Below are 24,233 nucleotides of genomic sequence, written 5' to 3'. Positions count from 1 at the left end.
TGACTATACAACCAACTGTCGTTCGCATCGGTTCCGCAGGCGCTTATAAGCGCCCCGTTCGAGTCGCCCATGACTTGCCCGTAACTGAACAGAGGTTTCCCGGCTGTCCGGAGCGCATCGTCTGAGGCGTTCGAAATGCGCGATAATCTGCCTTACACCGGGAAACCTGCGCAACCTGGACCGTTGATTAGATGAAAGCAGTACACTTTACCGTGACTCACGGTCAGCGATGGCAACTTGGACACGCCATCTCGGAAGCGGATCTTCGCCGAAAGGACAGCAGAATGCCGCAAATCGAAGCCTATTTCAGCGCCCGGGCAGATGCCGATATAGCGGCCGAACGCCTAGTCCAGCAGTACGGTATCGCCCGCCCCGACATCTTTCTTGAACCTGCCGGTGGTTCAAACAGTGAAGGCCTCGTCCCGTCGGGTGGGGACAGTCCCGATGAGCGATCTCACGATGCTCCGCGCAAAGATGGAGCTCTTTACTCATCGATCCTGTTATCCGTTGATGTAGATGCGCCCAAGACCGAGGAAATACGCGAAATTCTCATCTCTGTCGGAGCCAAGCTTCGCGACTGAAAGACAACCGGTTCGAGACTGTCGATGGCCCCACCCTGCTCAGTTGTCGGAACCGCGTTTGTCCTTCCATCGCCTCTCGGCAAATCCTACCAGTACGAGCAGGATCAGGGCGAGAGCGGTGCCAAGCGCCACGATCGGATAAAATCCCGCCCCGCTTGCGATCCCGAGCGTCGCAGTGAGCCAAATATGCGCAGCGGACGTAAGATTCTTGACGTTATCGCCGCGGACAATAATCAGTCCGGCGGCAATGATACCGATGGCAGCCGCCATGCCTTCGATTACGCGCAAGGGATCGAGTCGCGATTGCGACCCGCCCAACTGGTAGAACAGCGCGAGTGCAGTCACCGTCATGATCGATGCGCTCAGCGCGACGAAGCCATGCGTGCGCAGCCCAGCGTCGTAATCCTTCATTTCGCGTTCGAATCCCAGCAGCATGCCGACAACTGTACCAATCAGCAGGCGCAGCATGATTTCCCCGGTCATGGCATCAAACGGCATGGACGCGTTGAGTTCGATCATTTCTCCAAACCTTCATTTGGACCGCCGACAAGGACCTGTTCCGGCCATCCTACGACGGCGTCATAGTGGCTGCTCATCGTGGATCCTGGAAACTTATCCTGTCAGTCATGGTTCCCGCCGGCTTGAACCAGACTTTCTGGAGACCGTGGGAACCTGAACCCCGTCTGACACCTTGTTTGTAATATAGAAAGCAAGGATCGAGGGCCTCGACTTATGAGCCAGCGACGAATTGACGATTACGCCATAATTGCGGATGGCGAAACCGGCGCGCTGATCAACCGCGATGCAACGATCGAATGGCTCTGCTTCCCGCGTTTCGATAGCGAAGCATGTTTCGCCGCTTTGGTCGGAAACCAGGAGAACGGCTGCTGGAAGCTGGGTCCTGACCATAACGTACAGGCTCGGTCTCGCCGCTATCGCAAAGATACCCTGATCCTTGAAACCGAGTTCGAAATCGACACGGGTAAAGTCCGGATCACCGACTTCATGCCGATCCGTGGAGAAGCGCCTGACATCGTGCGCATCGTCGAGGGCCTCTCCGGCGAAGTTGCCTTGACCAGCGAATTGATCCTGCGTTTCGACTATGGGCGACTACACCCGCGTGTGACCAAACAGGATGGGGGCCAAGCACTCGCCATTGCCGGACCGAATGCTGTTTCACTCAACTTCGGCACTGAGATCGACTTTAACGACCGAAGATTGATAAACAGGTTCAAGGTGGCCGAAGGACAGAAAACCACCTTTGTCCTCACCTGGTTCGCTTCCAATCACGAACCGCCTTGCCAGGTCGACCCAGAACAGGCGCTGGTAGAGACAGAAGATACCTGGCGCGAGTGGACTGACCGAATAGAATATACCGGCAAGTATCGTGAAGCGATTATTCGCTCGCTGATTACTCTTAAGGCGCTTGTCCATCGACCAACAGGCGGCATCGTCGCGGCTGTCAGTTCCTCCTTGCCGGAACGTGAGGGCGGCAAGCGCAACTGGGATTATCGTTATTGCTGGCTGCGCGATGCTACTTTCACCCTGTTGGCACTCACAAGGGTCGGTCTGCGGAAAGAAGCGAAGGACTGGATCGCTTGGCTGCAACGGGCCGTGTGCGGCGACCCGATCGAACTGCAGCCCTTTTTCGGCGTCGATGGCTGTCGTCGCACTCCGGAATGGCATGCCGATTGGCTGGAGGGCTTCAATGGCGCCCAACCGGTCCGCATCGGCAATGGCGCAGCACACCAGTTGCAGCTCGACATCTTCGGTGAAGTGATCGACGCCTTGTTTCAGGCATTTCATACCGAGGACATCAACCCGGAAAATCAAGGCGGTCACCTCATCTCGAGGCTGATCGACAAGCTGGAGAACGTTTGGGAACAGCCCGACGCGGGGATCTGGGAAAGTCGGGGCAAACCGGTTCATCATACTTATTCCAAGGTCATGTGCTGGGTCGGCTTCGACAGAGCCTCGGTCTGGCTGGAAAAGCATGACAAGTCGCGTTCGGAGCGCTATCGCAATCTGGCGAACCGCGTGCGCGACATGGTTCTGGAGCGAGGCTTCAATTCCGAGCGCAACACGTTCACCGCCGAGTTCGACGGACAGCGCCTCGATGCGGCGTTGCTCAGGCTACCCCTTGTGGGCTTCATCGCAGCGGACGATCCTCGCATGGCCGGCACGGTATCTGCCATCGAGCAGCACCTCATCATCAATGGCTTGGTATGCCGTTATCGGCCGCAAGAAACCGACGATGGTGTCGGCGGCTCGGAAGGGGCCTTCGTCGCTGCCTGCCTGTGGCTCGCCGAAGTCTATCACCTGCAGGGGCGAAAGGATGATGCGGAGCGGCTCTTTGAAAGGATCCTTGCGCGCGGGAACGATCTGCACCTCTTCTCGGAGGAACTGTCGCTGAAAGGCAATCCGCGTCAGCTTGGCAATTTCCCGCAGGCCCTATCGCACGTTGCCCTTGTGAATGCAGCACGCCGGCTCTTCTTGGATGAAGAGGAATCCCAAGAGCGCAAGGCCCGAAAAGAAACCGCCGCGTGAACAGGCTCAGGTGGTACGCGTCACCACGTCGGCCGAAATAAGCACAAACAACAACGCCAGCCAGACGAACCCGGTTAGCGCGGCCAGTCTTGCCAGATTGTCCTCGCGACGCATCTCCATGAAGAACCAGAAGACCAGAGCGGTTTTGGCCGCGGCGATGCCATAGGAAATGAAGGGCAGGACCGGGCCCAGCGGGAGGAAGCTCGCGCCGATGGTCAATGCAAGCAGGCCCATGAGAGCGCCCCATACCAGAAGGAGGCGAAGAACATCGCTCATGGTCATCGCGCCAGGTAGAGTGTCGGATAAAGGAATATCCAGACGATATCGACGAAGTGCCAATAAAGCGCCGCATTGCCCACCGTTGTCGCCCCGGTATCGCTTCGGGCAGCGCCCAGCGGCCAGATCATCGTTCCCAGCAGGATCGTTCCCACCGTCACGTGCAATGCGTGCAGCCCGGTGCCGATGAAATAGACTGTCATCACCAGTTCGTGCACGCTTCCGGCAAGGTGCGCGGGGCTGTAAACCGGCACTACCCCGTCATTCCATTCGATGGCGTACTCGGTGAACTTGATAACGAGAAAGGCCAAGGCGAAGCCGATCGCGCCGCCGAGCAACCAACCGCTCAGTCTGGCGCGCCCGTCTCGTACAGCACTGACGGCCAGCGCCACCAAGAGGCTGGACGTCAGCAGAACCGCCGTGTTGATACCGCCAAGCCAGTAGTGCATCTGCTGCGATGCATGAACATACTCCCCGGGATGGAGCAGCCGCACGGTCAGGGCTCCCGCAAAGACCCCGCCGAACAGCATGACTTCTGTGGCCAGAAAAATGAGCATGCCAAGCCGGTCCGCCTCGCGCTGTCGCGCGATGCGAGCAAACGGCAGCTGCAGTGCAGGCTCACTCATGTATCGCCTCCTCGCGCCGCTCGCTACGGTCGGGATCGTCGGGTTCCACCGGATAGCAATAGGGCTCGGCGTCGACCAAGGGGACCTCGGTGAAGTTATGCTCCGGCGGTGGCGACGGGACCGACCATTCCAGCCCGGTCGCTCCCCATGGGTTCGGCCCGGCCGGCCTGCCATAGCGCAGCGACCACAAAAGGTAGATCATCGGGAAGACATACCCCACGGCCAATATCGATGCCCCAATTGACGACATGACGTTGAGCACCTGGAACTCAGGCGCATAGACGTGATAACGTCGCGGCATCCCCTCGTATCCCAGCAGGAACTGCGGGAAAAACGTCATGTTGAATCCGGCAAAGATGGTAATCGCCCCGATCCTCGCCCAAGTGTCGTTATAGAGCCGACCGGTGATCTTCGGCCACCAGTAGTGCAGCGCGCCGAAGAAGGCGCTGACTGTGCCGCCAACCATGATGTAATGGAAATGGGCCACGACGAAGTAAGTGTCGTGCACATGGATATCGATGGCCAGCATCGCCAGCATCAGGCCGGTCAGGCCGCCGACCACGAAGAGCCCGATAAAGGCCATCGCGTAAAGAAACGGTCCGTCCAGCAGAATCTCGCCCTTGTGAAGGGTGGCAGTCCAGTTGTAGACCTTGATCGCGCTGGGCACGGCAACGACAATCGATAGAAACGAGAATATTTCGCTGGCGTAGGGGCTCTGGCCCGACACGAACATATGATGCCCCCAGACGAGAAAGCCGATGACAGCAATCGCGATCGAGGAATAGGCTATGAACCAATAGCCGAACACGCGCTTGTGTGCGGCGGCCGTAATCAGCTCGGTGATCACCCCCATCGCCGGCAGGATCATGATGTAAACGGCCGGATGGCTGTAGAACCAGAATAAGTGCTGGAACAGCAAGGGGTCTCCGCCCATGTTGGGATCGAAGATGCCAATTCCGAAAATCCGTTCCAACGCCAAAAGCAGCAAGGTGATGGACAGGATCGGCGTTGCCAGCACAAAAATGACCGAGGTGGCATAATGCGACCAGACAAACAGCGGCAACCTGCCCCAGGTCATCCCGGGCGCACGCAGCTTGTGGATGGTGACGATGAAATTGAGGCCGGTCATGATCGAAGAAAAGCCGGAAATAAACACGGCAGCCAGCGCGCCGATCACGTAGCCGTTGGAATAAGTGGAGGAATACGGTGTGTAGAAGGTCCAACCGGTATCGACTCCGCCCATGACAACGACGAGCAGGGTAATACAGCCGCCCACCAGGAAGACATACCAACTCGCCAGATTCAGGCGGGGAAATGCCACGTCGCGGGCACCGATCATCATCGGGATCAGGAAGTTGCCGAAAACATTGGGAATTGACGGTATCAGGAAGAACCAGACCATGACGATTCCGTGAAGGGAGAACGCCCGATCATAGCCGTCGTTGCTGAGCAGATCCCCAGCAGGCGTTAGCAGATCCAGTCGGATGAGCGAGGCGGCACTTCCCCCGATCACGAAGAAGAAGGTGATCGAGAAAAGATAGAGCAGACCAATGCGCTTGTGGTCCGTGGTGAGCAACCAGGATTTCAGGCCCTGACTGGCATTAAGATAGCTGGCGCGTTCTTCTACCGTATTGGGGATCGCATCTTGAGAGGTACGCTCGTTCATGGCCGCTCCCCGCCGATTTCACCCGACGATGGGGTCGCGCTCTTGCGGGACTTGAGATAGGCCACGAGTTGCAGGACCTCCTCCTCGTCGAGCAGATTGCCGAAGGCCGGCATGATCGGCTTGTATCCCGCGACGACCTGGCTGTTAGGCAACATGATACTGTCATGCAGGTACTGGCCGTCGGCGCGTACCGTCCGCCCTCCATCCAGCGCGACTACGGAGCCATAAAGACCGTCGAGGCTCGGGGCATGGACCGGAGAAGCCGGACCATGACAGCCGCTGCATCCCACTTTGTTGAACAGATCCTTTCCACTCTTGGCGAGCCCCTCGTCCATTCCCATCCGGCTGATCCAAAGGGCATAGTCCTGTGGCCGCTGGACAATGAAGCGTCCGATCATCTCGCTGTGATCGGTGCCGCAGTATTCGGCGCAGCGCAGCGGGTAGACTCCCGGGTGGTCTGCATTGAACCAGAGTTGGGTATAGCGTTCGGGCAGAACATCCTGCTTGATGCGCAGGGCGGGCACGAACAGGCTATGGATGACATCCTGTGAGGTCATGGTCAGGCGTACCGGTCGGCCTGCCGGAACATGCAGATCGTTGATTTCCCGCGCTCCGCCGGCATGTTGGAACTTCCACATCCATTGCTTGGCGACGACATTGACCGTGAGTGCGTCGTCAGGAGGCGTCTGGACGGAAAGGAACATCGCAGACGACCAGAAGAAAAAGCCCAGGATCAATAGAAACGGGATCACCGACCAACTCGTTTCGAGCCAGATGTTGCGATTCCGGCCCGGCGATCGATCAGCACGTCGACCTTTGCGATAGCGCCAGGCCCAGACGATCATCAGGACGAAGACCGGCGCTGAAAGTAGAACGACGAGTGCCCCAAATGTGCCGATCAGCACGTCGACCTGGCGGGCATAGGCACTCGCAGCCGGTGGCCAAAGGAGGATCGACCCGCTCATGCCTTGCGCCTTCGCAACCACAGGATGAGCCCGGCAATTCCCAAAACCGTAGCGATTCCGGCAAACCGCATGACCCTGTCGATCAGGAGAGAATAGGTGCCGGTCTTCGGGTCGTAGTGGTAGCACAGCAGGATCAGTTGCTGCACGAAGCCGCCAGTCTGCCCCGCCTTCGCTTTGTCAAGGGCGTCGGCCAGTTCTTGGGGGGTCGGATCGAGACCGTAAAGCCAACGCACAAGCTTTCCCTCGGGAGTCAGGACAGCGCTGGCTGCGGCATGCGCGTACTGGCCAATGCGGGGGTCAAAGGCGTAGTGGTACCCGAGCGCATCGGTAACCGCGTGGATATGGACCGCGCTTCCCACCGTGGCCACAGGTTGCACCTCGCCTTCCGGCACCTGCTTGCGTAGGCGCTCAAGATTGCTGCGTGCGTCAGTCTGTGCCTCGTTGGGATCGATGCCGAAGGCGACGATTACGAAATCGCGGCCTGCCTTGAACTTTGTCTGACGGGCTGCCGCCGAAGTTATTCCTGCAAGCGTGACACCGCAGATGTTCGGGCAATCATGTAGAACCGGCACGACCACCAGCACCTTTCCCGCGGCGAGCCCGCGCAACGTCACATTCTCGCCCGACTGGTCCTGAAAGGGACCATCGAGCGGAACCTGCGCGCCGGGGCGCTGATCGATCCGCGCAACGCCGAAGGGATCGAATGGAGACGCGCCTTGCGCAGGCATTCCCTTGCCCATCAGCAGCATGGCCAGGATCAAGAACGCAAACGCCTTCACCGCGTCCCCCTCTCTTCCCGCCAGCCACGCCGCACGGCTTCAGCCATGGCCCGGCTCAGAGGGACCGGCGCACGGTGAAGCGCATCGATCTGGCGCGTGGCGGCCAGCTTGCGCTCGGCCTCCTGGTACGGACTAAGTCGTGGCTCGGGCGGATCGAGTCTGCGGGAAGCCTCTGCAGCGCTTATGAATTGACGGCGTGGCGAGAGTTCGTGCATCAGAGCCCCCATGCCGAGCAACGCGAGCCCCAATAGGACGAACAGGACCGGTGCACCCTTCCACACCGCACGCATGGGCCAGTCCTGCGGCTCGTAACCGCAAGCGCGCGCCTCTTGGGATACGGCGTTGGCATCGCGCGTGCGCTGCGGTCTGGTATGAGGATGAAGATCCCGGATCATGACACGGAATTGCGCAACGCCCTTCGCCAACGCGGGCCGGGCGTGAGATAGTTGGCAGCCAAGCAGCCCATTCCGCCAAGTGCCAGAGCGAACGCCAGAATCGACATTGGTCCTCGCCCTGGCAGTGCCAGCCATGCGAACTCGAGGCACTTACCCACGAACACGGGAACCGCAATGGCGAGAATGGCACGAAACGACGTGCGCACATACGGATGCAACAGGGCGAGGAGCGGAAGCCCCCCCAACAGCCCTGACGTCAGGGCGACCCATCGCCAACCGCCGGTCGACCGCTTGGCATACCACTCGGCTCCGTCGGGAAGATTACCCGACCAGATGACGAGATAGGTCAGGAACTGGAAGTAGATCCAGAGCAGCAGGAACACGATCAGAAGTCCTCCCAGAATTCCGGGCCGATCGGGCGGATCGTTGCGCGCCGCACGGATGACCAAGAGAACGGGAAAAGCCGCGCCGACTTCCAAAGTCATGACCTGGAGCCCGTATCCCGACGAGTGAAAAGCAGGATCGAGCGACATGAACCAGTCGACTGCCAGCAATGATCCTCCAAGGACCAGCATAATCAGGGCAAACGCCGCAGTTCCTTCCGATGCCTTCCCCCCAACAAGCTTGCGAGCAATCCATGCAAGCGCGCAGAACCAGAGCAGAGTGCGCGCAACGAAGAAGACCGGCGATATCCAGACCGCCTCGAATGCACTCTCTGGCCGGACCTGCATCCACTCATAGATTGCCCCCATTCCCAGCAATACCGGAATGAAGGTCAAGCCGGAAAGACACCAGAGTCCTACTGCCGCGTCACAAGAGGTGCGCAACTGGCCTTCCCAAGCTCCGGGTATGAGACGCATCATCGCCAGGAGAAGCAGCGCGGCGAAGGGTACGGACTGAAGCAGTACCGCCGCAGTCAGCCAACCTGTGAGCGCGTCCGCCGGAGCGACGATGACACAGGCCGCCGCGGCCATAACGCCGGCCAAACCGAACCCGCTCAGGCCGAAATCCCTAAACAAGTCAGCGATGCGCATGATCGACTCCCTGCATGTCTGTGGCGACCGCCTCCGGAGCAAGGCCAGTCCCCTGGAGCGCGCGCACATAGCCGGCAATCGCCCACCTGTCGTGCGGCGGAACCCGGTCAGAATAGGAATACATGGCGCCATACCCTTGGGTGATGACTTGATAGAAATGACGATCGGGCGCTTCGACAAGTCTCCGCGCGCGCAAGTCAGGCGGATGCGGAAAGCCTCTTGCCGGGACGATCCCGTCGCCGGAGCCGTCGTGCCCGTGACAGGGCACACAGAATATCTCGAAGCGCTGCTTGCCCCGCTCGACAAGGTCCAGCGTCATTGGCGGGCGGCGCGTGGCGGCCACTCGTTCCAATGCATCGCGAGCGACGACCCCATCAGGCGGCAGTTGCATGGCCATATGGTCCGGAAACAGCGCACCACGTTCGTATTCATCGTAGCGCGGCTGTTGAACCATATTGCGGCCACATCCCGCGAGAACCATGCAACCAAGGAGCGCGACCAACCTCAAGTGATCTCTCCTTCGCAGACATCGGTGACGTCACGCGCCTGCAATCGCCATAGTGCGGCTCGCGCGTCCTTCGGATCGACGCTGCCGCCGCGCAGCATTACCGCGAGGAAGAACCGGTCGTCGCTGGCAAGATGGAACCTCTCTGCATCGAACAGCGGATGGTGCAAGCGAGGCAGCCGATCGGCCACGAACATCGCCGCGATGCCCCCGAGAACCGCAGCCAGGATCGCCATGATGAGCGCAACGAAGAGGAATGCGGGCATGGCGACCAGCGGGCGACCGCCCACGTCCAGCGGATAGTCGTAGTTCCCCAAGGCCTCGACTGCGAAAGTTGCGAGGCCGCCTGTCAAGCCGCAGATCAGGAAGGCCAGCGGCACCTTGTTCTCACGCCAATCCAGAGCTTCACCCATGCCTGCCAGCGGGAATGGCGAAAACACTTCAATATTCCAGCCGTCCGAACGCAAGGTCCTGACGCCCGCGAGCAGAGCTTCGGGCTCGAGAAATTCGCCGAGAACGGCGTAGGGAATGCGCTTTTCAGCCATGTCCGGCTTCCACTTCTTCCTTTACCTCGAAGGCAGAAATGACCGGCAACAGCCGTACGAAAAGCAGCATACCGGAAAGGAAAAGACCGACAAAACCGGCAAAGAAAGCCCAATCCCAGAAGCTCGAGTGAAACAGGTTAACCGAAGAATCGAGCCAGTCCCGGTACAAGCCGGTGATCACCAGCATATAGCGTTCAAGCCACATACCGACGGCCACGCAGAGGCCGCAAAGACTGAGCGTCAATGGACTCTGCCTGAAACGCTTCCACCACAGCAACTGCAGCGGAGCGAAGTTAAGGATGACTGCGCCCCAATAACTCCAGGCGTAAGGCCCGAACAGGCGGTCCCCCAGGGTCTCAAGTTCGTAGCCCCCGGCATAGAGCGCGGTAAACGCATCTGCGAGATAGCCGTAGGCCGTCATCAGGCCGGTCGCCAGCAGCATCTGCCCGAGCCGGTTGAGATGACTCGCTTGGATCAGATCCTTGAGACCCAGCAAGCTGCGCAGCGCCGATGCCAGGATCGCCACGACACCGAACCCGGAAAATACCGCGCCGACGAGGAAGTACGGAGGAAATACCGTGCTGTTCCAGCCGGGGATCGGCCCGCCGGCAAACAGCAAAGCGTAAGACGCCGTCACCAGCGCAACAAGCGGCACGGCCAGCGCAGCGGTCAGGCGATAGGCCTGTCGCCAGCGCAACCAGTGCCGACCGGAACCGCGCCAGCCCAGCGCCAAAAGTCCGTAAAAGATCTGGAAGCGGCGTTTTTTCGCCCTATCCCGCGCCGAAGCCAGGTCCGGGATGATGCCGATGTACCAGAACATCACCGATACGATCAGGTAAACGGTGACGGCGAAGAAATCCCACGAAAGTGGGCTGCGGAACTGCGGCCAGATCCCCATCGTGTTCGGATAGGGCGCCATCCAGTAGAAGTACCACGGCCGTCCTAGGTGCAAGATTGGCAGAAGCCCGGCACAAACAACCGCGAACAGCGTCATCGCTTCGGCAGAGCGATTGAGGGCATTGCGCCAGGGTTGCGCGAGCAGCAGAAGCATGGCTGAAATCAGCGTGCCGGCATGGCCTATGCCCAACCACCAAACGTAACCGGCAATCGGAAAACCCCAACCGACGGGGATATTGTTGCCCCAGATGCCCGGCCCGCGCACCAGCAGCACTGCAAGCGATACCGCTCCGAGCATCAGCAAGGCCAACGATCCCGCGAACATCGCCAGCCATAGTCTCGGCGCCGGAAAGTGGCGCGGAATCGACACGACTTCGCCGGTGATTCGGTGGTATCGCGAAGTCTTGGTCACGCCTTGCCCTCCCCCGCTCTGATCCGTGCGCCATACGTCGTGCGCGGCCGCGTGTTGGTTTCTTCGAGCAGGGCGTAGTCGCGAACGTCGTGTTTACGGCGGGACACTTCACTGCCCGTATTCGATATATCGCCGAAGACGATCGCCTGGGTCGGACAGGCCTGCTGACAGGCGGTTCGCACTTCACCGTCGACGATGGTGCGGCCCTGCTTGTCCGCCTCGATCCGCGCCTGCGAGATACGCTGGATGCAGTAGGTGCACTTCTCCATCACGCCGCGGTCGCGCACTGTCACATCCGGATTGCGCTGCGCCTCGATCCCCGGTGCGGCATCGCGGGTGTAGTCCAACCAGTTGAAGCGCCGGACTTTGTAAGGACAAAAGGCAGAGCACGTTCGGGTACCGATACAGCGGTTGTAGACCTGCAGGTTAAGACCATCGGGGCTATGAACGGTCGCATTCACCGGGCACCCCATCTCGCAAGGCGCATCCTCGCAATGCATGCAGGGCACCGGCTGGAAACGATGTTCGGGCGCTTCGACGGGGCCTGTGTAATAACGGTCGATGCGCAGCCAGTGCATCTCCCGCCCCATCGCTACCTGCTGCTTGCCCACCATGGGCACGTTATTTTCAGCCACGCAGGCCGTGGCACAGGCGTTGCAGCCAATACACAGGTCGAGGTCGATCGCCATACCCCAGGCAGGCTCGTCGGACCTCGCGGGCTGCGGCGGATAGAAGTTCGCCTTCTCCGATTTTTCGGGAAGGGTTTCCCCCGGTCGTTCCACTTCGCGGACCCAGTCATGCCCGTCCATCGCCCAATGTGTCTGGGTGCAGGCTAGGCGCCGGGTTTCTCCAGTTTTGCGAAGCTTCGCGCCATTGCGGTGCCACGGCTCGGCCATTGTGCGCAGCGCATTAGCATCGAAGCCGCTCGCACGCGCGATTTCACTACCCGCCCGCCGGCCATAGCCAAGGTGCAACACGATAGTTCGGACGTCTTGGCCCGGTACGATCCAGGCCGGGCCCGTCACCCGCGCCGGACCTATCGTCAGTTCGACTATGTCCTCGTTGGCAAGGTCGCACTCGGCGGCAATAGCCGGAGAAACGAGCACCGCATTGTCCCAGGTCAGCTTTGTGAGTGGCTTGGGCAATTCCTGTAGCCAGGGATTTTCGGCAAGTGACCCGTCGTAAACCGTCGGATCGGGTCGGAAGACGACCTCCAGCCCGCCGTCCGGATGTCGGGCCGGTAGCGGCATGGGCGACGCACCGGGCGTCGAGGCGGGCGCTGCGAGAGAGGGGCGACTGTCCGGAATGACGCCGGAGACCAATAGCTTTTGCCAGCCTTGCTCGTCCCCGTTCCAACGGTCACGCCAGGTGTAGCGCACGAGATCCCGAGCGGATGTCTGATCCCCCATCAACATGGCCAGGACTTCGTGACGCGAGCGCACGTCGAGAAAAGGACGCACGAGCGGTTGTACGAGGCTTACCGAACCATCGGCGCAACGCACGTCACTCCAGCTTTCGAGCGCGTGCTCCAGCGGCAAGTGCCACTGGCAATGTTCTGCCGTCTCATCACGATAAAGGCCGCCATGGACAGTCAATGGGACTCGCTGGATTGCAGCCCCAAAGCCGCTGTCGGCTGGCGCACTGTACGCCGGGTTGGTTTCGAGCGTCAGCAGGGTCTTCACAATTCCCGCCTGCATGTCGGCTACGAGCGCGGCAAGATCGCCATCGGGGGCAATGCCAGGGGTACCCGCCCTACCTTGTGAGGCCCGATTACCCAATGCAGCGTTAATGGCATCGGCGCGGCGCCGAAGTGGCTCGCTGTGATGCGCACCGACCAGCAGCAGTCCCTGCCCGCGTTGCTCCTGCAAAGTACGGGTAGCCTTTTCGATCCAATCGGACTCTTCGCGCGACAAGGTAGGTCCGGCGACGCTCCCGCCAAGCTTTGCCTCGAGCGCCGTCAGAAGCGCCTCCATCCGCGAATGACCTGCCACGAGACGCTCTTGCGCGGCGACGCCCGTGAGGGTTGGCGTCGGCTCGGCAACCAGAAGGAGCGCACTGCCTTCGCCCGCCTGGAACGCCCGGCGCCGCTTTGCCCAGCCTTGCGCGTGCCAGGTCTGGTGCGGACCGTTGCCAAGCGGATCGGCATCGAGACATACCACGGCGTGCGCAGTCTCCAGCCTCAAGACCCTGTCCGCATTCCCGGCCAGGCCGGACGCCTCATGGACATGCCATCGCATTGCCGGCCAACGCTGCTTCATTTGCCTTATCTGGCGCAGGAGCGTGGGCGAGCCGATCGGGCCGGTGAGCAAACGCAGGCCTTCGCCGGTAGTCGCGTCAAGCTTCTCGCGCAGGACCAGCATCATGGCCCCCACGTCATCCCAATCGGCAACGGTTTCGTCCTTCAGCGGGCTCGCCGAACGGTCCGGGTCGTACAACCCCAGCAGCGCGGCCTGGGTGAACGCGTCGGTGGCACCCGCACTGGCCGGGTGATCCGGATTGCCTTCCAGCTTGATCGGACGCCCATCGCGGCACTTGCCTATGATGGGCTGGCCCACGCCGTCGAGCTCCACCGCCGAAGCGTAGTAACGCACACTGCCGGGCGTGCCGCCTTCGGGCATGCGAGGCATAGGCCAGGAATCCTCGGCGGGTTGCCGCTCGCAGCCATCGAGACCGGCAAGCGCGACTGCGCCTGCCAAGCATTTGAAGAAAGCACGCCGGTCAAAATCCGGTTGCCGGCGCGCAAGCGCCGGAAATTCCTGTGCCACTCGGGCGCGGAACGCAGGTGCGTCGAAGCGCTCCTCCAGGCTGCGCCAATAAGTCTTGGCAGTCGATCCTTTCGGATTCCGCTCGCTCATCTCAGGGGACCGTTTCATCGGTGGCAGATCCCGCAATTGTCGAGTCGCGAAGGCCTGATATGGAAATGCGCCATCGCAGTCTTGCCGAAACGGTCCGCCTGTTGCGGCGTCCATTCGCTCCAGTCCATTCGGGTCACCTGGTCGCGAGGGCGCAAGTGCCGGACCGGATCGCGATGGCAGTCCAGACAGAACTTCATCTGAAATGCCTTTGCCCGGTAGGTGAGCGGCATCTTGTCGACGCGTCCGTGGCAATCGACGCACGCAACGCCGCGATCGATGTGGATCGAATGGTTGAAATAGACGTAGTCCGGCAATTGGGCCACGCGATGCCAACGCAGGGGCGTGCCATCCGCATAGCTCCGGCGCACGGGCTCTAGCATTCGCGCACCCGTCCATATCTGCGAGTGGCAGGTCATGCAGACGTGCGTGGAGGGCAGGCCGGCGTTCGCCGCCGTTTCCACGCTGTTATGACAATAGCGACAGTCCAAACCCAATTCCCCCACATGATGCTTGTGACTGAAGGGGACCTGCTGATCCTGAAACCAGCCGACCTGATTGGCATAGCCGGAGTTCACATATCCGGCGACCATCAGCCCAGCGGCCAGCAGCAGGACGGCGATGCCCAGAAGTCCGGCACGAAGCCATGTGTCCGCTGACGGCGAGAATATCTGCAATCTGCATCCCCTTGCAGGTGCTAACTTGTATCCCCTGAAGAGGTTCCCTGCCGATGTGCAGGAACATGATCCCTTCCGGCATCGTTCCGTTCATGCGGGGCTGACAAGCGCGGAAAAGATCACATGCAGCATCGCTACGAAAAACATACAGCACAATTCATCGGTACGCCGCGCCGAGCCTGGTACGCCGGAGGCAAACCCGATCGCGTCCAGTCGATCGCAGACATGCGCGCCAGGACCCACCGTCTGATGCCCCGCTTCGTGCTGGAATATCTGGAAGGAGGCGCCGGGCAGGAAGCCTCGCTTTCTCGCGATTGCGATGCTTATGCCGCGTGGCGCTTCGTTCCACGTTTCCTTCGCGACGTCTCGCATCGCAGCGCCAGCGGCACCTTGCTAGGGCAGGAATCGCGTCTGCCGCTTGCGATTGCGCCAACGGGGCTCAATGGCCTCTACATGCTGGGCGCGGACAGCGCCCTTGCCCGCGCGGCCGCCCGGTTCGGGGTGCCGTTCATTCAGAGCACCATGTCCAACGAGCCCATGGAGGATATCGCAAGGATCCCCGGGCTGCGACACTGGTGGCAACTCTATGTCTTCGGCGGCGAAGAGATCTGGACCGCTTTGACCGACCGGGCGGAATGCGCCGGCTGCGAGGCCCTCGTACTGACCGTCAATGCGCAGCTTTTCGGCATGCGCGAATGGGACCGGCGCCAGCGTGGTCCCATGGGGCTGCCACGTCCGCTTTCGATGCTTAATGCCGCGCGCCATCCGCGCTGGGCTATTTCAGCGATGCGGGCGGGTATGCCAACGTTCCCGAACGTCATCGACTTCATTCCCAAGAACAATCGCAGCTTCTTCGAGAGCGCATCGTGGATCCGCAGCCAGATGCCGTTGTCACTGAACTGGGATGACGTGGCGCGCATTCGCGATCGATGGAAGCGTCCACTACTTATCAAGGGACTGCTTCACCCCGACGACATCCGAGCTGCCCGAAACAGCGGTGCGGACGGTGTGATCCTTGGGACGCATGGCGGGCGGCAGTCCGACTGGTCCATCGGCGCGCTGGACGCATTGCCCGAAGCGCGCACAATTTTGGGCGCGGACAAGGCGCTCTACGTGGCAGGCGGCGTGCGACGCGGGTCCGACATTCTCAAGGCCATGGCGCTCGGCGCCGATGGCGTACTTACAGGCCGCGCCGCGCTTTACGGGCTTTGTGCCTACGGCGAAAGCGGAGTGCGTAAGGCGCTCGACGTGCTGGAGGACGAAATATTGAACGAACTTGGACAGATCGGCGTCGAAAAACTCGTCAACATCTCGAGGGACAGTCTGCGGCCAGCCGCAGCTATCAGCGCCTGAAGGCAGACTAGCGAAATGCAAATGCCATAGTCGTCATCAATGCGATTTCGGCCTCGCGGCTGTCGAGCCTGGTGTGCTGTACGATCACGGGTACGTCCGCTTCAATAACGCTGGCATAATCGGTATCGCGCGGCACCGGTTCGGGGTCCTCGAGATCATTGAAGCGCAAGTGCGCGGTGCGCCGCGGTGCGACCGTCAGTGCATAAGGCCCCGCAGGCTCGCGATCCGAGAAGAACACGGTAATCGTCACATGTGCCGGCTCGTCCCCGCAATTGAGGATGCAAGCCGTCTCATGACTGATCAGCGCCTTGTCGGAATCGGTCATGCTGCGAGACGGAATATAACCTTCGGCGATCGCCCAACGGCGCATTCCGATAGCCTCCATGTGCCTATCTCCACTTTTTCGGATCCATTCTGGAACGCACGCGCGGCGCAGCCGTTGGTTTAGCAAGACCTGCCCAGCGCGGCGGTGTCAGGGGGGCAACAACTGATCCGCAAGAGGAGTTCCCCGTCATGGCGCAATCGGTATCGCAATATATCTGGCAACGACTGCACGAATGGGGGGTGCGGCGCATCTTCGGTTATCCCGGCGATGGCATCAACGGCCTGGTCGGAGCGCTTGACCAGATGCAGGACCAATTCGAATTCGTTCAGGCCCGTCACGAGGAAATGGCTGCGTTCATGGCATCCGCGCATGCCAAGTTCACAGGCGAGCTGGGGGTGTGCCTTGCCACATCGGGGCCAGGTGCTGCTCACCTTGTCACTGGCCTCTACGATGCCCGCATGGATCACATGCCGGTCCTCGCCATCGTCGGCCAGCAGGCGCGCACCGCTGTTGGCTCGCACTACCAGCAGGAGCTCGACCTGCAATCGCTGCTCAAGGATGTCGCCGGCGAATTCGCCGGTTACGCCGCGACCGCGTCACAAGTGCGTCATCTGGTCGATCGGGCCGTGCGCATCGCCATTGGACGTCGCCGCGTGACCGCCCTCATCGTGCCCAACGACCTGCAGGAAGAGGCCATGGAAAATCCGGCTCGCGCCCACGGCTCGGTGTTCTCGGGAGTGGGATATACCCGTCCCAGAGTGGTTGCCGAACCGGCCGATCTCAAGCGTGCGGCGGACGTCCTGAATGCCGGCAAGAAGGTTGCAATCCTGGTCGGCGCCGGCGCGATCGGCGCAGAAGATGCAGTTATTTCGCTGGCCGACAAGCTTGGCGCGGGCGCGGCCAAGGCGCTGCTGGGCAAGCAGGCCCTTCCCGATGACCTCGATTGGGTGACGGGTTCAATCGGTCTGCTAGGAACCGAGCCGAGCGACAAAATGATGAAGGCATGCGACACCTTCCTGATGTTGGGATCGGGATTCCCCTATTCGGAATTTCTTCCCGAGGAAGGTCAAGCTCGCGGCGTGCAGATAGACATCGACCCAGGAATGCTCTCGATCCGCTATCCCATGGAAGTCCCGCTGGAAGGCGATGTGGGTGCCACGATCGAGGCGCTCCTTCCCCTCATCGAACCCAAGACCGACAGTGCATGGCGCAAGAAGATCGCCGGCTGGAAGGCAGAGTGGATGGACACGCTGCGGGCCCGCGCCAAGGTGAAGGCTAATCCTGTCAATCCGCAACGCATCTTCACCGAACTCTCTTCGCGCCTGCCCGAACGGGCAATCATAACCAGCGATTCCGGCTCTGCTGCGAACTGGTATGCTCGCGATCTCATGATCAGGCGCGACATGATGTGTTCGCTGTCCGGCGGTCTGGCCTCGATGGGTGCGGGGACCCCCTACGCCATTGCGGCGAAGTTCGCCTTTCCCGACCGACCCGTAATCGCCTGTGTCGGCGATGGCGCCATGCAGATGAACAATATGGCAGAGCTCATCACGGTCGCCAAATACTGGGAAAGGTGGAACAATCCCACTTTCATCGTCTGCGTACTCAACAACGAGGACTTGAATCAGGTCACATGGGAGCAGCGAGTCATGGAAGGTAATCCCAAGTCCGAAATGACCCAGAAGCTGCCCGATGTCCCTTATCATCGCTTCGCCCAGATGATCGGGCTAGACGGCATCTTTGTCGACGATCCGGAAAGGCTGGGAAGTGCCTGGGACAGTGCCTTGGCTGCGCGCAAACCAGTCGTTCTGGAAGTAAAGTCCGACCCAGAAGTGCCGCCACTGCCACCACATATCACTTTGAAGCAGGCCAAGAGCTTCATGTTTGCAGTAGCCAAGGGCGATCCTGCGGAAGGCTCGATGATCAAGGGCAGTCTCAAACAAATGGCAGCAGACTTAATCGGCAGCAAATGAGCGACGTTGGCACAATTGCGTCATCGCGGCTCTTGGCTAGCGGTGCGGCGATTTTGGGGACATCCGTCTTCGCCGATTCCGGATTGGAACATTATCGCGGATCGTTTCGCAATCCTGCAATGGTCCTGCCACTGGCCGCATCCGCTTTGACCATTCCGATCAACTTGCGCCGATCAGCCGGCCTGTCGAAGCACCCGGCGATAGGGAAGATCATCGATGTTGCCTCCGGCATCATTGGCCTCTCCGGGTTTGGCTTTCACCTGTTCAATATCGGACGCGCGCCCGGCGGCTATCGTCTTACCAACATATTCTACAAGGCTCCATTGGGCGCACCGGGCGCGCTTGTCTTGACCGGCCTTCTTGGCCGAGCAAGCCATTGGCTCAACCTCCGACGCCCCTCATCGACAAAAGGTCGTGTTCTCGGAGCCATTACGGTCGCCGGACTGGCAGGAACGGTTGCAGAAGCCGGTCTGCTGCACTTTCGAGGCGCATTCCACAATCCCGCCATGTGGTTGCCGCTGGCGATTCCGCCACTGGCTTCGGCTAGCTTTGTCCAAGATCTGGTTCTGGGTCAGCGCGGCCGGACCACTGAAGCGATGCTTGGCGTGACGGCCGGTCTCGGCCTCATGGGCGCGGCGTTTCATGCCTATGGTATCGCCCGCAACATGGGAGGATGGCGGAACTGGCGGCAGAACCTGCTTGCAGGACCGCCTTTGCCCGCCCCGCCGTCCTTTACCGGACTTGCGATCGCCGCGCTGGGCGCTTGCCTCCTGCTTCCGAGACGCAACCGTGGCTGATCCCTTTCCGAAATACGATGTGCTCGACAAGCACGATACGCCCAGTTGGAACGAGATGACCCGCCGGGTCATCGACGAACGCTTGTCCCTGAAGGAAGACGAGGGAACCTTGGTTCGCGAGCAGCTGGAAACGCTTCGCCGGTTGGTCGCCCGCGTGGCCCCGCAACCGGAGCGGCGACCGCCTGCCACCACCGTCGCCATAGTGCTCCAGAAAATCGCGTCCAACAGTGGAGACGGCTTTCGTCCTGCGGGTTTCCCGCAGGTCCGCGAAGCCTGGCTTTGCGGCCTTGATGCTCTCGAAGCCGAGGCGAGGGAATGTCATGCGGCGTGCTTTGCCGATCTGGATGACGACTGCGCCGATATCTTGTTGCGCCGCGTGGCCAGTGGAAATGTGCGCTCCGAGGCTTGGGCACATCTTTCATCGAGTCAGTTCTGGAAGTCGCGGGTCCTGCCCGACATACTCAGCGCCCACTGGGCTCACCCGTCCCTCTGGAGTGCGATGGGTTTCGGAGGCCCGGCAGGCCCGCGAGGTTACGTGCGTCTCGACGCCAATCGACGTGACGGCTGGGAGGCACAGGAGGAGGAAGAGCGTGCTTGAGGACCAAGCGCAAGACGCCCACCAGTGCCGCAGCGGCCGTGCGCCCGATGTCTTTTCCACCGACGGCTGGGTGCCAATGCGTGAGTATGGCGATGCCGAGGTGGATTTTCTGATCGTAGGAACGGGAGCTGGCGGCGCACCGCTTTGCGCAAAATTGGCCGAGGCCGGCTTCTCCGTCGTCGCCATGGACGCCGGTCCCTTTTGGCGACCGCTTTCGGATTTTGCATCGGACGAACTACATCAGTCTAAGCTTTATTGGACCGACGACCGCATTGTGGATGGGAAGAATCCGCTAAAGATGGGAGCGAACAACTCCGGACGCTCGGTCGGCGGATCGACGGTCCACTTCGCGATGGTTTCGCTGCGCTTTCGCCCCGAACACTTCAAGACCCGCAGCCAGCTAGGTTATGGCGTCGACTGGCCGCTGGATTGGCAGGACATCTGGCCTTACTACCGGGAGGTCGAGCAAATGCTTCATATTGCCGGCCCGGTTCGCTATCCTTGGGGGCCGAAGCGTCCGCGCTATCCGCTCCGCGCCCACCCTCTCAATGCGGCCGCCCATCACCTCGTACGCGGCGCCGAAGCTTTGGGCATCGATTGGACGGAGACTCCGCTAGCCACGCTGTCCGCACCGATCGGCAAGGCGCATCCTTGTGTCTATCGCGGATTTTGCGTGACCGGTTGCTCCACCAATGCCAAGCAGTCCGCGTTGGTTACCTGGATACCCCGTGCCATTGCGGCGGGCGCAGAAATTCGCGATCTTTCCATGGTCGGAAAGATAGAATGCAATGCAAAAGGCCCAGTCAGCGGCGTGCACTTCTTTCGCGACGGGCGATGGCAATTTCAAAAGGCGCGCCATGTCATCGTCGCTGGCTATGCCATCGAAACGCCGCGCCTTCTTCTCGCCTCGGCCAATTCCAATCATCCTCACGGGCTTGCCAATTCGTCCGGTCAAGTCGGCCGCAACCTGATGGTACAGCTCAACCAAGCAGTCTGGGGTCAGGTCGAAGACGAGATCCGATCCTACAAGGGGCCGCCGAGCCTCGCCATCAGCGAACATTGGAACTACAAAGACGATGGGAAAGACTATTTCGGCGGCTGGTCTTACATGAGCCAAGGGCCGCTGCCGGCCCAGTGGGCGCGCACGCTGGCCTCGGGGCGGGGCTTATGGGGCCGCGAGCTGAGCGAAGAGATGGAGCGTGCTAACCATTCGGTCGGGCTTAAAATGGTGGGAGAAGTGCTGCCCCATCAGGACAACCGCGTTACGCTTGAAAGCGAAACCGACAAGTATGGCCTGTCCATACCGCGCATCACCTTCTCGCTGCGCGATAATGAGAAGGCTATGATCAGTCATGCCCTCGACTTCATGCATCAAAGCCTTGATGCGAGTGGTACACATGAAATCTGGCACGAAGCGGACGATACCTGCCACATCAACGGCACAGCCCGTATGGGTGAAGACCCTGCCACAAGCGTGGTGAATGCCGATTGCAGAAGCTGGGACATTCCCAACCTCTGGATTTGCGACGGCTCGGTTTTCCCAACCGTAGGCGGGGTCAATCCGTCGCTGACCATCCAAGCGATTTCTTGCCGAACAGCAGATCGTATTGTGTATCTAGCCAGCCGGGGAGAACTATGACTTCAGTCCAATTCCCACGTGAAATTCATTTCCTCGCCATTGGTTCTCTGACGATAGCCGTTGCATGCGCAATTTGGACCGCGATCGATGTAAAGCGCCACCCACAGAAAATGGCCATTATGAACGCGGTATGGCCTCTGACCATCCTATTTGGCAGCCTTCTATGGTTATGGCTCTACCTGAAATTTGGACGCCAGAAAGGCCAGGGCATCCCCACGGAAGGCGGCGAAACGCCGATGTGGGTGGCTGTTGCCAAGGGATCTAGCCACTGCGGTGCTGGCTGTACTCTGGGTGACATCATCGCGGAATCGAGCGCATTCATATTCCCCGCTATCGCAATATTGTTTGGATGGAACATATTGTTCGCAGAAAAGACCTTCGCGGTTTGGATAATAGACTATGTCGTGGCGTTCGGTCTTGGAGTGGTGTTTCAGTACTTCACTATCAAGCCCATGCGCGACTTGTCCGTCATGCAAGGGATTTACCAAGCCATTAAGGCAGATACCGCTTCTATCACAGCATGGCAGGTGGGCATGTACGGGGGAATGGCGTTACTTCAGTTTGGTTGGTTTCGCCCTTCCTACGGGGGCCTCGCTGAGGTTAACACCCCGGAATTCTGGTTTGCTATGCAGATTGCCATGATCTGTGGCTTTGCCACCTCCTATCCCATCAACTGGTGGCTAATCTCCAGCGGCATCAAGGAGCGCATGTAGCCACGTAATAACCAATGTGCCGCGTACACCAGGTTGCTGCACGACCTGGCTCCCCAACAGAGCCGAGAGCAAACGGCCTAGTGAATGGGGCCCTGACCTGAGGCGGGCAAACTGGTACGATTAATGTGAGAATTTTTCGGTTAGGTTTGGAGGATGCCAGCGAGGAGCTTCGTGGCATGAAGAAGTCCAGGTTCAATGAGCGGCACTGTGACGAAGCCCACTCGAAACCGGAAGATGCAACGTGATGTGCAACCACGTATTACGGGCGAACACGCGCGAGCAGGTCGCGATGTGTCCGCCCTATTTTCGCAAAATCAAAGCCTGTTACATGGCATTGCCGGCAACAGCCGCATCAACCTGCGACTTGGCGCGTTTGATCGCGTCGCGCTCGCAATCGTCAGGGCCAATCGGTGTTGCCAATGGATAGACTTCGTCCAGCCAGGCACATGCCGTCTTTGCGGCCGCGGCGACACGGTCATCGAGCTTAGCCTTGCCAGCAGCAGTCGAGAGGTTCAGATCGTCGACGTATACGACCGCTTGTGCGGTCAGAGTTTCAATCGGAACGCCCGTGTAAGTACGATCAGTCTGCCGGGCGCGCGGAGCGACAACGGTAATTGCCGCGCGATTTTGAACTGCGTCCTGCGACGTTTCTTGTGCCAAGGCATTGCTTGCTGGCAGCGCACTTGCAACGGCTGCAGCAATGAATCCTGTTGCTAATAAGCGGGTCATTGATTGCATCCTCCTAGGAAGTTTACCCCCTCTCCATTATTCTTAACGTGACGCCCCCCGTGAGGTTCCGCATGGTCCCGATTTCAACATGAGGCAGAGCGTGTGCTGGCTCTCTGGCAAATGAAGATCATTCGCCAAGCCATGGGACCTATCTCTCCTGCGATTTTCGAGCGCTGGATGAATAACCTCAGGATTTCTCTCCCAATTCATCGCCGAGAACTTCCTCAACATAAAGCGTTCTGATCAATGTGAAGCCGACCACCAAGAGTGCGGCTGCAAAGAACAACCCGTAAAGCCCTGCTATGGCTCCGATCGCCAGAATGGCAAAAAGGGTAATCGCTGGGGGAATACGAATAACCCTCAATTGTACATATGGCGTGATGAAATTTGTCTGGACCAATCTGACTGCGTATTCCGATGAAGTCGGCCAGACATTCCGATACGAAGTCGGCCATGTTTCCGACGCGAAGCCGGCCATGTTTTCCGACGCGAAGCCGGCCAGGGATTCCGATTTGATGTCGGCCACCTGATGAGCCTCCCGCGAGGGTAATTTGCATATCCGTTCCGAGGCGGCTTTGGTCAAGCTTGCGGAGCGATGGGGTTGCCAGTTCGTGTCTTGCGCAGGCTCTCGCCCTGGAGTTCGATGCGGTAAGCATTGTGCGCCAAGCGGTCCAGGATGGCATCGGCGATGGTGGGATCGCCAATCAAGTCATACCAGCGTTCCACAGGCAGTTGGCTGGTAAGGATTGTGGATCGACGCTGATGCCGGTCTTCGATGATATCCATCAAGTCGCGGCGCTGTTCTGCAGTCAGTTTCTCGGGGCCCCAGTCGTCCAGAATCAGGAGTTCGGCGCGGCCGAGCGAACGCATCAGGCGATCATGGCGCCCTAGTCCCCGAGCGAGCGCGAGAGAGGCGAACAGTCTGGGCGCTCGATGATAGGCGACCGAGAAGTCATCTCGGCAGGCCTTCTGGCCGAGGGCGCAGACCAGCCAGCTTTTGCCGAGGCCAGTCGGCCCTGTAACCAGGAGGTCATGCCCGGCTCGGATCCAGTCGCAAGTGGTGAGCTTGAGGAACATCGCCCGGTCCAGGCCCCGCACAGCCCGGTAATCGACGTCCTCGATAGTGGCATTCATGCGCAACCGTGCAACGCGGGCGCGGGCCTCGAACCGCTTCTGGTTACGCGCCGTCACTTCATGATCAAGCAGCAGGCCCAGCCATTCGGCATGGTCCATGTTGCGGGTCTCGGGTTGCCCCTCGAGGGTACGGAATGCAGCGGCCATGCCGCTGAGACCAAGATTGTGCAGCAAGTCGAACGTAGGGTGCTTCAACATAAGGGTGCCTTTCGCTG

25 protein-coding genes are annotated in these 24,233 nt (G+C 60.1%); 8 read left to right on the top strand and 17 right to left on the bottom strand.

Going from position 1 to position 24,233, the window contains the following annotated elements:
* Window positions 1–284: 284 nt before the first annotated feature.
* Window positions 285–581, top strand: a complete 297-nt coding sequence (locus J3474_RS17895; RefSeq protein WP_207095085.1) for a hypothetical protein — start codon at window positions 285–287, stop codon at window positions 579–581.
* 39 nt (window positions 582–620) lie between these two features.
* Here the strand turns inward: J3474_RS17895 and J3474_RS17890 are convergent, their stop codons facing one another.
* The gene (locus tag J3474_RS17890; RefSeq protein ID WP_242528471.1) at window positions 621–1,100 is read right to left on the bottom strand and encodes an MgtC/SapB family protein; all 480 of its coding nucleotides are present in this window, start codon (window positions 1,098–1,100) and stop codon (window positions 621–623) included.
* Between the two features lie 213 nt (window positions 1,101–1,313).
* On the opposite strand from J3474_RS17890, the gene J3474_RS17885 reads away from it, so the two are divergent.
* Window positions 1,314–3,128: a glycoside hydrolase family 15 protein gene (locus tag J3474_RS17885; RefSeq protein WP_207095084.1), complete on the top strand. Its 1,815-nt coding sequence runs from the start codon at window positions 1,314–1,316 to the stop codon at window positions 3,126–3,128.
* 6 nt (window positions 3,129–3,134) lie between these two features.
* On the opposite strand, the gene J3474_RS17880 is transcribed toward J3474_RS17885, so the two are convergent.
* From J3474_RS17880 to J3474_RS17825, 12 genes are all read right to left on the bottom strand, one after another.
* The gene (locus J3474_RS17880; RefSeq protein WP_207095083.1) at window positions 3,135–3,404 is read right to left on the bottom strand and encodes a cytochrome C oxidase subunit IV family protein; all 270 of its coding nucleotides are present in this window, start codon (window positions 3,402–3,404) and stop codon (window positions 3,135–3,137) included.
* Between the two features lie 2 nt (window positions 3,405–3,406).
* Complete coding sequence (locus J3474_RS17875) at window positions 3,407–4,030, bottom strand: cytochrome c oxidase subunit 3 (RefSeq protein WP_207095082.1); 624 nt, start codon at window positions 4,028–4,030, stop codon at window positions 3,407–3,409.
* Window positions 4,023–5,696: a cbb3-type cytochrome c oxidase subunit I gene (locus tag J3474_RS17870; protein WP_207095081.1), complete on the bottom strand. Its 1,674-nt coding sequence runs from the start codon at window positions 5,694–5,696 to the stop codon at window positions 4,023–4,025. The genes J3474_RS17875 and J3474_RS17870 overlap by 8 nt, the downstream gene beginning before the upstream one ends.
* Window positions 5,693–6,661 (bottom strand): cytochrome c oxidase subunit II, encoded by a 969-nt coding sequence (gene coxB, locus J3474_RS17865; RefSeq protein WP_207095080.1) that lies wholly within the window; start codon window positions 6,659–6,661, stop codon window positions 5,693–5,695. Before coxB ends, J3474_RS17870 begins: the two co-directional genes overlap by 4 nt.
* Complete coding sequence (locus J3474_RS17860) at window positions 6,658–7,422, bottom strand: SCO family protein (RefSeq protein WP_207095079.1); 765 nt, start codon at window positions 7,420–7,422, stop codon at window positions 6,658–6,660. Before J3474_RS17860 ends, coxB begins: the two co-directional genes overlap by 4 nt.
* Window positions 7,423–7,436: 14 nt before the next feature.
* Window positions 7,437–7,835 carry a hypothetical protein gene (locus J3474_RS17855; protein WP_207095078.1) on the bottom strand — a complete coding sequence of 133 codons (399 nt, stop codon included), beginning with the start codon at window positions 7,833–7,835 and terminating at the stop codon, window positions 7,437–7,439.
* A complete protein-coding gene (locus J3474_RS17850; RefSeq protein ID WP_207095077.1) occupies window positions 7,832–8,869 on the bottom strand; it encodes a hypothetical protein in 1,038 nt (345 codons plus the stop codon). The genes J3474_RS17855 and J3474_RS17850 overlap by 4 nt, the downstream gene beginning before the upstream one ends.
* The gene (locus J3474_RS17845) at window positions 8,856–9,323 is read right to left on the bottom strand and encodes a cytochrome c (protein WP_207095076.1); all 468 of its coding nucleotides are present in this window, start codon (window positions 9,321–9,323) and stop codon (window positions 8,856–8,858) included. Before J3474_RS17845 ends, J3474_RS17850 begins: the two co-directional genes overlap by 14 nt.
* 50 nt (window positions 9,324–9,373) lie before the next feature.
* The gene (locus tag J3474_RS17840) at window positions 9,374–9,919 is read right to left on the bottom strand and encodes a DUF3341 domain-containing protein (RefSeq protein ID WP_207095075.1); all 546 of its coding nucleotides are present in this window, start codon (window positions 9,917–9,919) and stop codon (window positions 9,374–9,376) included.
* Window positions 9,912–11,126, bottom strand: coding sequence for an NrfD/PsrC family molybdoenzyme membrane anchor subunit (nrfD, locus tag J3474_RS17835; protein WP_207095074.1), 1,215 nt, complete (start codon window positions 11,124–11,126; stop codon window positions 9,912–9,914). The genes J3474_RS17840 and nrfD overlap by 8 nt, the downstream gene beginning before the upstream one ends.
* Before the next feature lie 98 nt (window positions 11,127–11,224).
* Window positions 11,225–14,083, bottom strand: coding sequence for a TAT-variant-translocated molybdopterin oxidoreductase (locus J3474_RS17830; protein ID WP_242528470.1), 2,859 nt, complete (start codon window positions 14,081–14,083; stop codon window positions 11,225–11,227).
* 14 nt (window positions 14,084–14,097) lie between these two features.
* Window positions 14,098–14,757, bottom strand: a complete 660-nt coding sequence (locus J3474_RS17825; protein WP_242528469.1) for a cytochrome c3 family protein — start codon at window positions 14,755–14,757, stop codon at window positions 14,098–14,100.
* A 123-nt stretch (window positions 14,758–14,880) separates the two neighbouring features.
* Between J3474_RS17825 and J3474_RS17820 the strand changes: the two genes are divergently transcribed.
* Window positions 14,881–16,110 (top strand): alpha-hydroxy acid oxidase, encoded by a 1,230-nt coding sequence (locus tag J3474_RS17820; RefSeq protein WP_207095072.1) that lies wholly within the window; start codon window positions 14,881–14,883, stop codon window positions 16,108–16,110.
* A 7-nt stretch (window positions 16,111–16,117) separates the two neighbouring features.
* Here the strand turns inward: J3474_RS17820 and J3474_RS17815 are convergent, their stop codons facing one another.
* Complete coding sequence (locus J3474_RS17815) at window positions 16,118–16,480, bottom strand: sensory rhodopsin transducer (protein ID WP_256437849.1); 363 nt, start codon at window positions 16,478–16,480, stop codon at window positions 16,118–16,120.
* Between the two features lie 143 nt (window positions 16,481–16,623).
* On the opposite strand from J3474_RS17815, the gene J3474_RS17810 reads away from it, so the two are divergent.
* The 5 genes from J3474_RS17810 (at window position 16,624) to J3474_RS17790 (ending at window position 22,155) form a co-directional block, all read left to right on the top strand.
* Window positions 16,624–18,408, top strand: a complete 1,785-nt coding sequence (locus J3474_RS17810) for a thiamine pyrophosphate-requiring protein (protein WP_207095070.1) — start codon at window positions 16,624–16,626, stop codon at window positions 18,406–18,408.
* Window positions 18,409–18,527: 119 nt separating this feature from the next.
* Complete coding sequence (locus J3474_RS17805) at window positions 18,528–19,205, top strand: hypothetical protein (protein ID WP_242528467.1); 678 nt, start codon at window positions 18,528–18,530, stop codon at window positions 19,203–19,205.
* The gene (locus tag J3474_RS17800; RefSeq protein ID WP_207095068.1) at window positions 19,198–19,803 is read left to right on the top strand and encodes a gluconate 2-dehydrogenase subunit 3 family protein; all 606 of its coding nucleotides are present in this window, start codon (window positions 19,198–19,200) and stop codon (window positions 19,801–19,803) included. Before J3474_RS17805 ends, J3474_RS17800 begins: the two co-directional genes overlap by 8 nt.
* Window positions 19,796–21,442 (top strand): GMC family oxidoreductase, encoded by a 1,647-nt coding sequence (locus J3474_RS17795; protein ID WP_242528466.1) that lies wholly within the window; start codon window positions 19,796–19,798, stop codon window positions 21,440–21,442. Before J3474_RS17800 ends, J3474_RS17795 begins: the two co-directional genes overlap by 8 nt.
* Window positions 21,439–22,155 carry a DUF4396 domain-containing protein gene (locus tag J3474_RS17790; RefSeq protein WP_207095067.1) on the top strand — a complete coding sequence of 239 codons (717 nt, stop codon included), beginning with the start codon at window positions 21,439–21,441 and terminating at the stop codon, window positions 22,153–22,155. The genes J3474_RS17795 and J3474_RS17790 overlap by 4 nt, the downstream gene beginning before the upstream one ends.
* Before the next feature lie 324 nt (window positions 22,156–22,479).
* On the opposite strand, the gene J3474_RS17785 is transcribed toward J3474_RS17790, so the two are convergent.
* The 3 genes from J3474_RS17785 to istB all read right to left on the bottom strand — a co-directional run bounded on the left by J3474_RS17785 (window position 22,480) and on the right by istB (window position 24,216).
* On the bottom strand, window positions 22,480–22,884 hold the full coding sequence (locus J3474_RS17785; RefSeq protein WP_207095066.1) for a UrcA family protein: 405 nt from the start codon (window positions 22,882–22,884) through the stop codon (window positions 22,480–22,482).
* 187 nt (window positions 22,885–23,071) lie between these two features.
* Window positions 23,072–23,410 (bottom strand): hypothetical protein, encoded by a 339-nt coding sequence (locus J3474_RS17780; RefSeq protein ID WP_242528465.1) that lies wholly within the window; start codon window positions 23,408–23,410, stop codon window positions 23,072–23,074.
* A 53-nt stretch (window positions 23,411–23,463) separates the two neighbouring features.
* Complete coding sequence (gene istB / locus J3474_RS17775; RefSeq protein ID WP_207095065.1) at window positions 23,464–24,216, bottom strand: IS21-like element helper ATPase IstB; 753 nt, start codon at window positions 24,214–24,216, stop codon at window positions 23,464–23,466.
* Window positions 24,217–24,233 lie beyond the last annotated feature (17 nt).

The organism is Novosphingobium sp. PY1, from assembly GCF_017312445.1.
Taxonomy (GTDB): Bacteria; Pseudomonadota; Alphaproteobacteria; order Sphingomonadales; family Sphingomonadaceae; genus Novosphingobium.
This window is presented reverse-complemented; position numbering and strand designations above follow the sequence as displayed.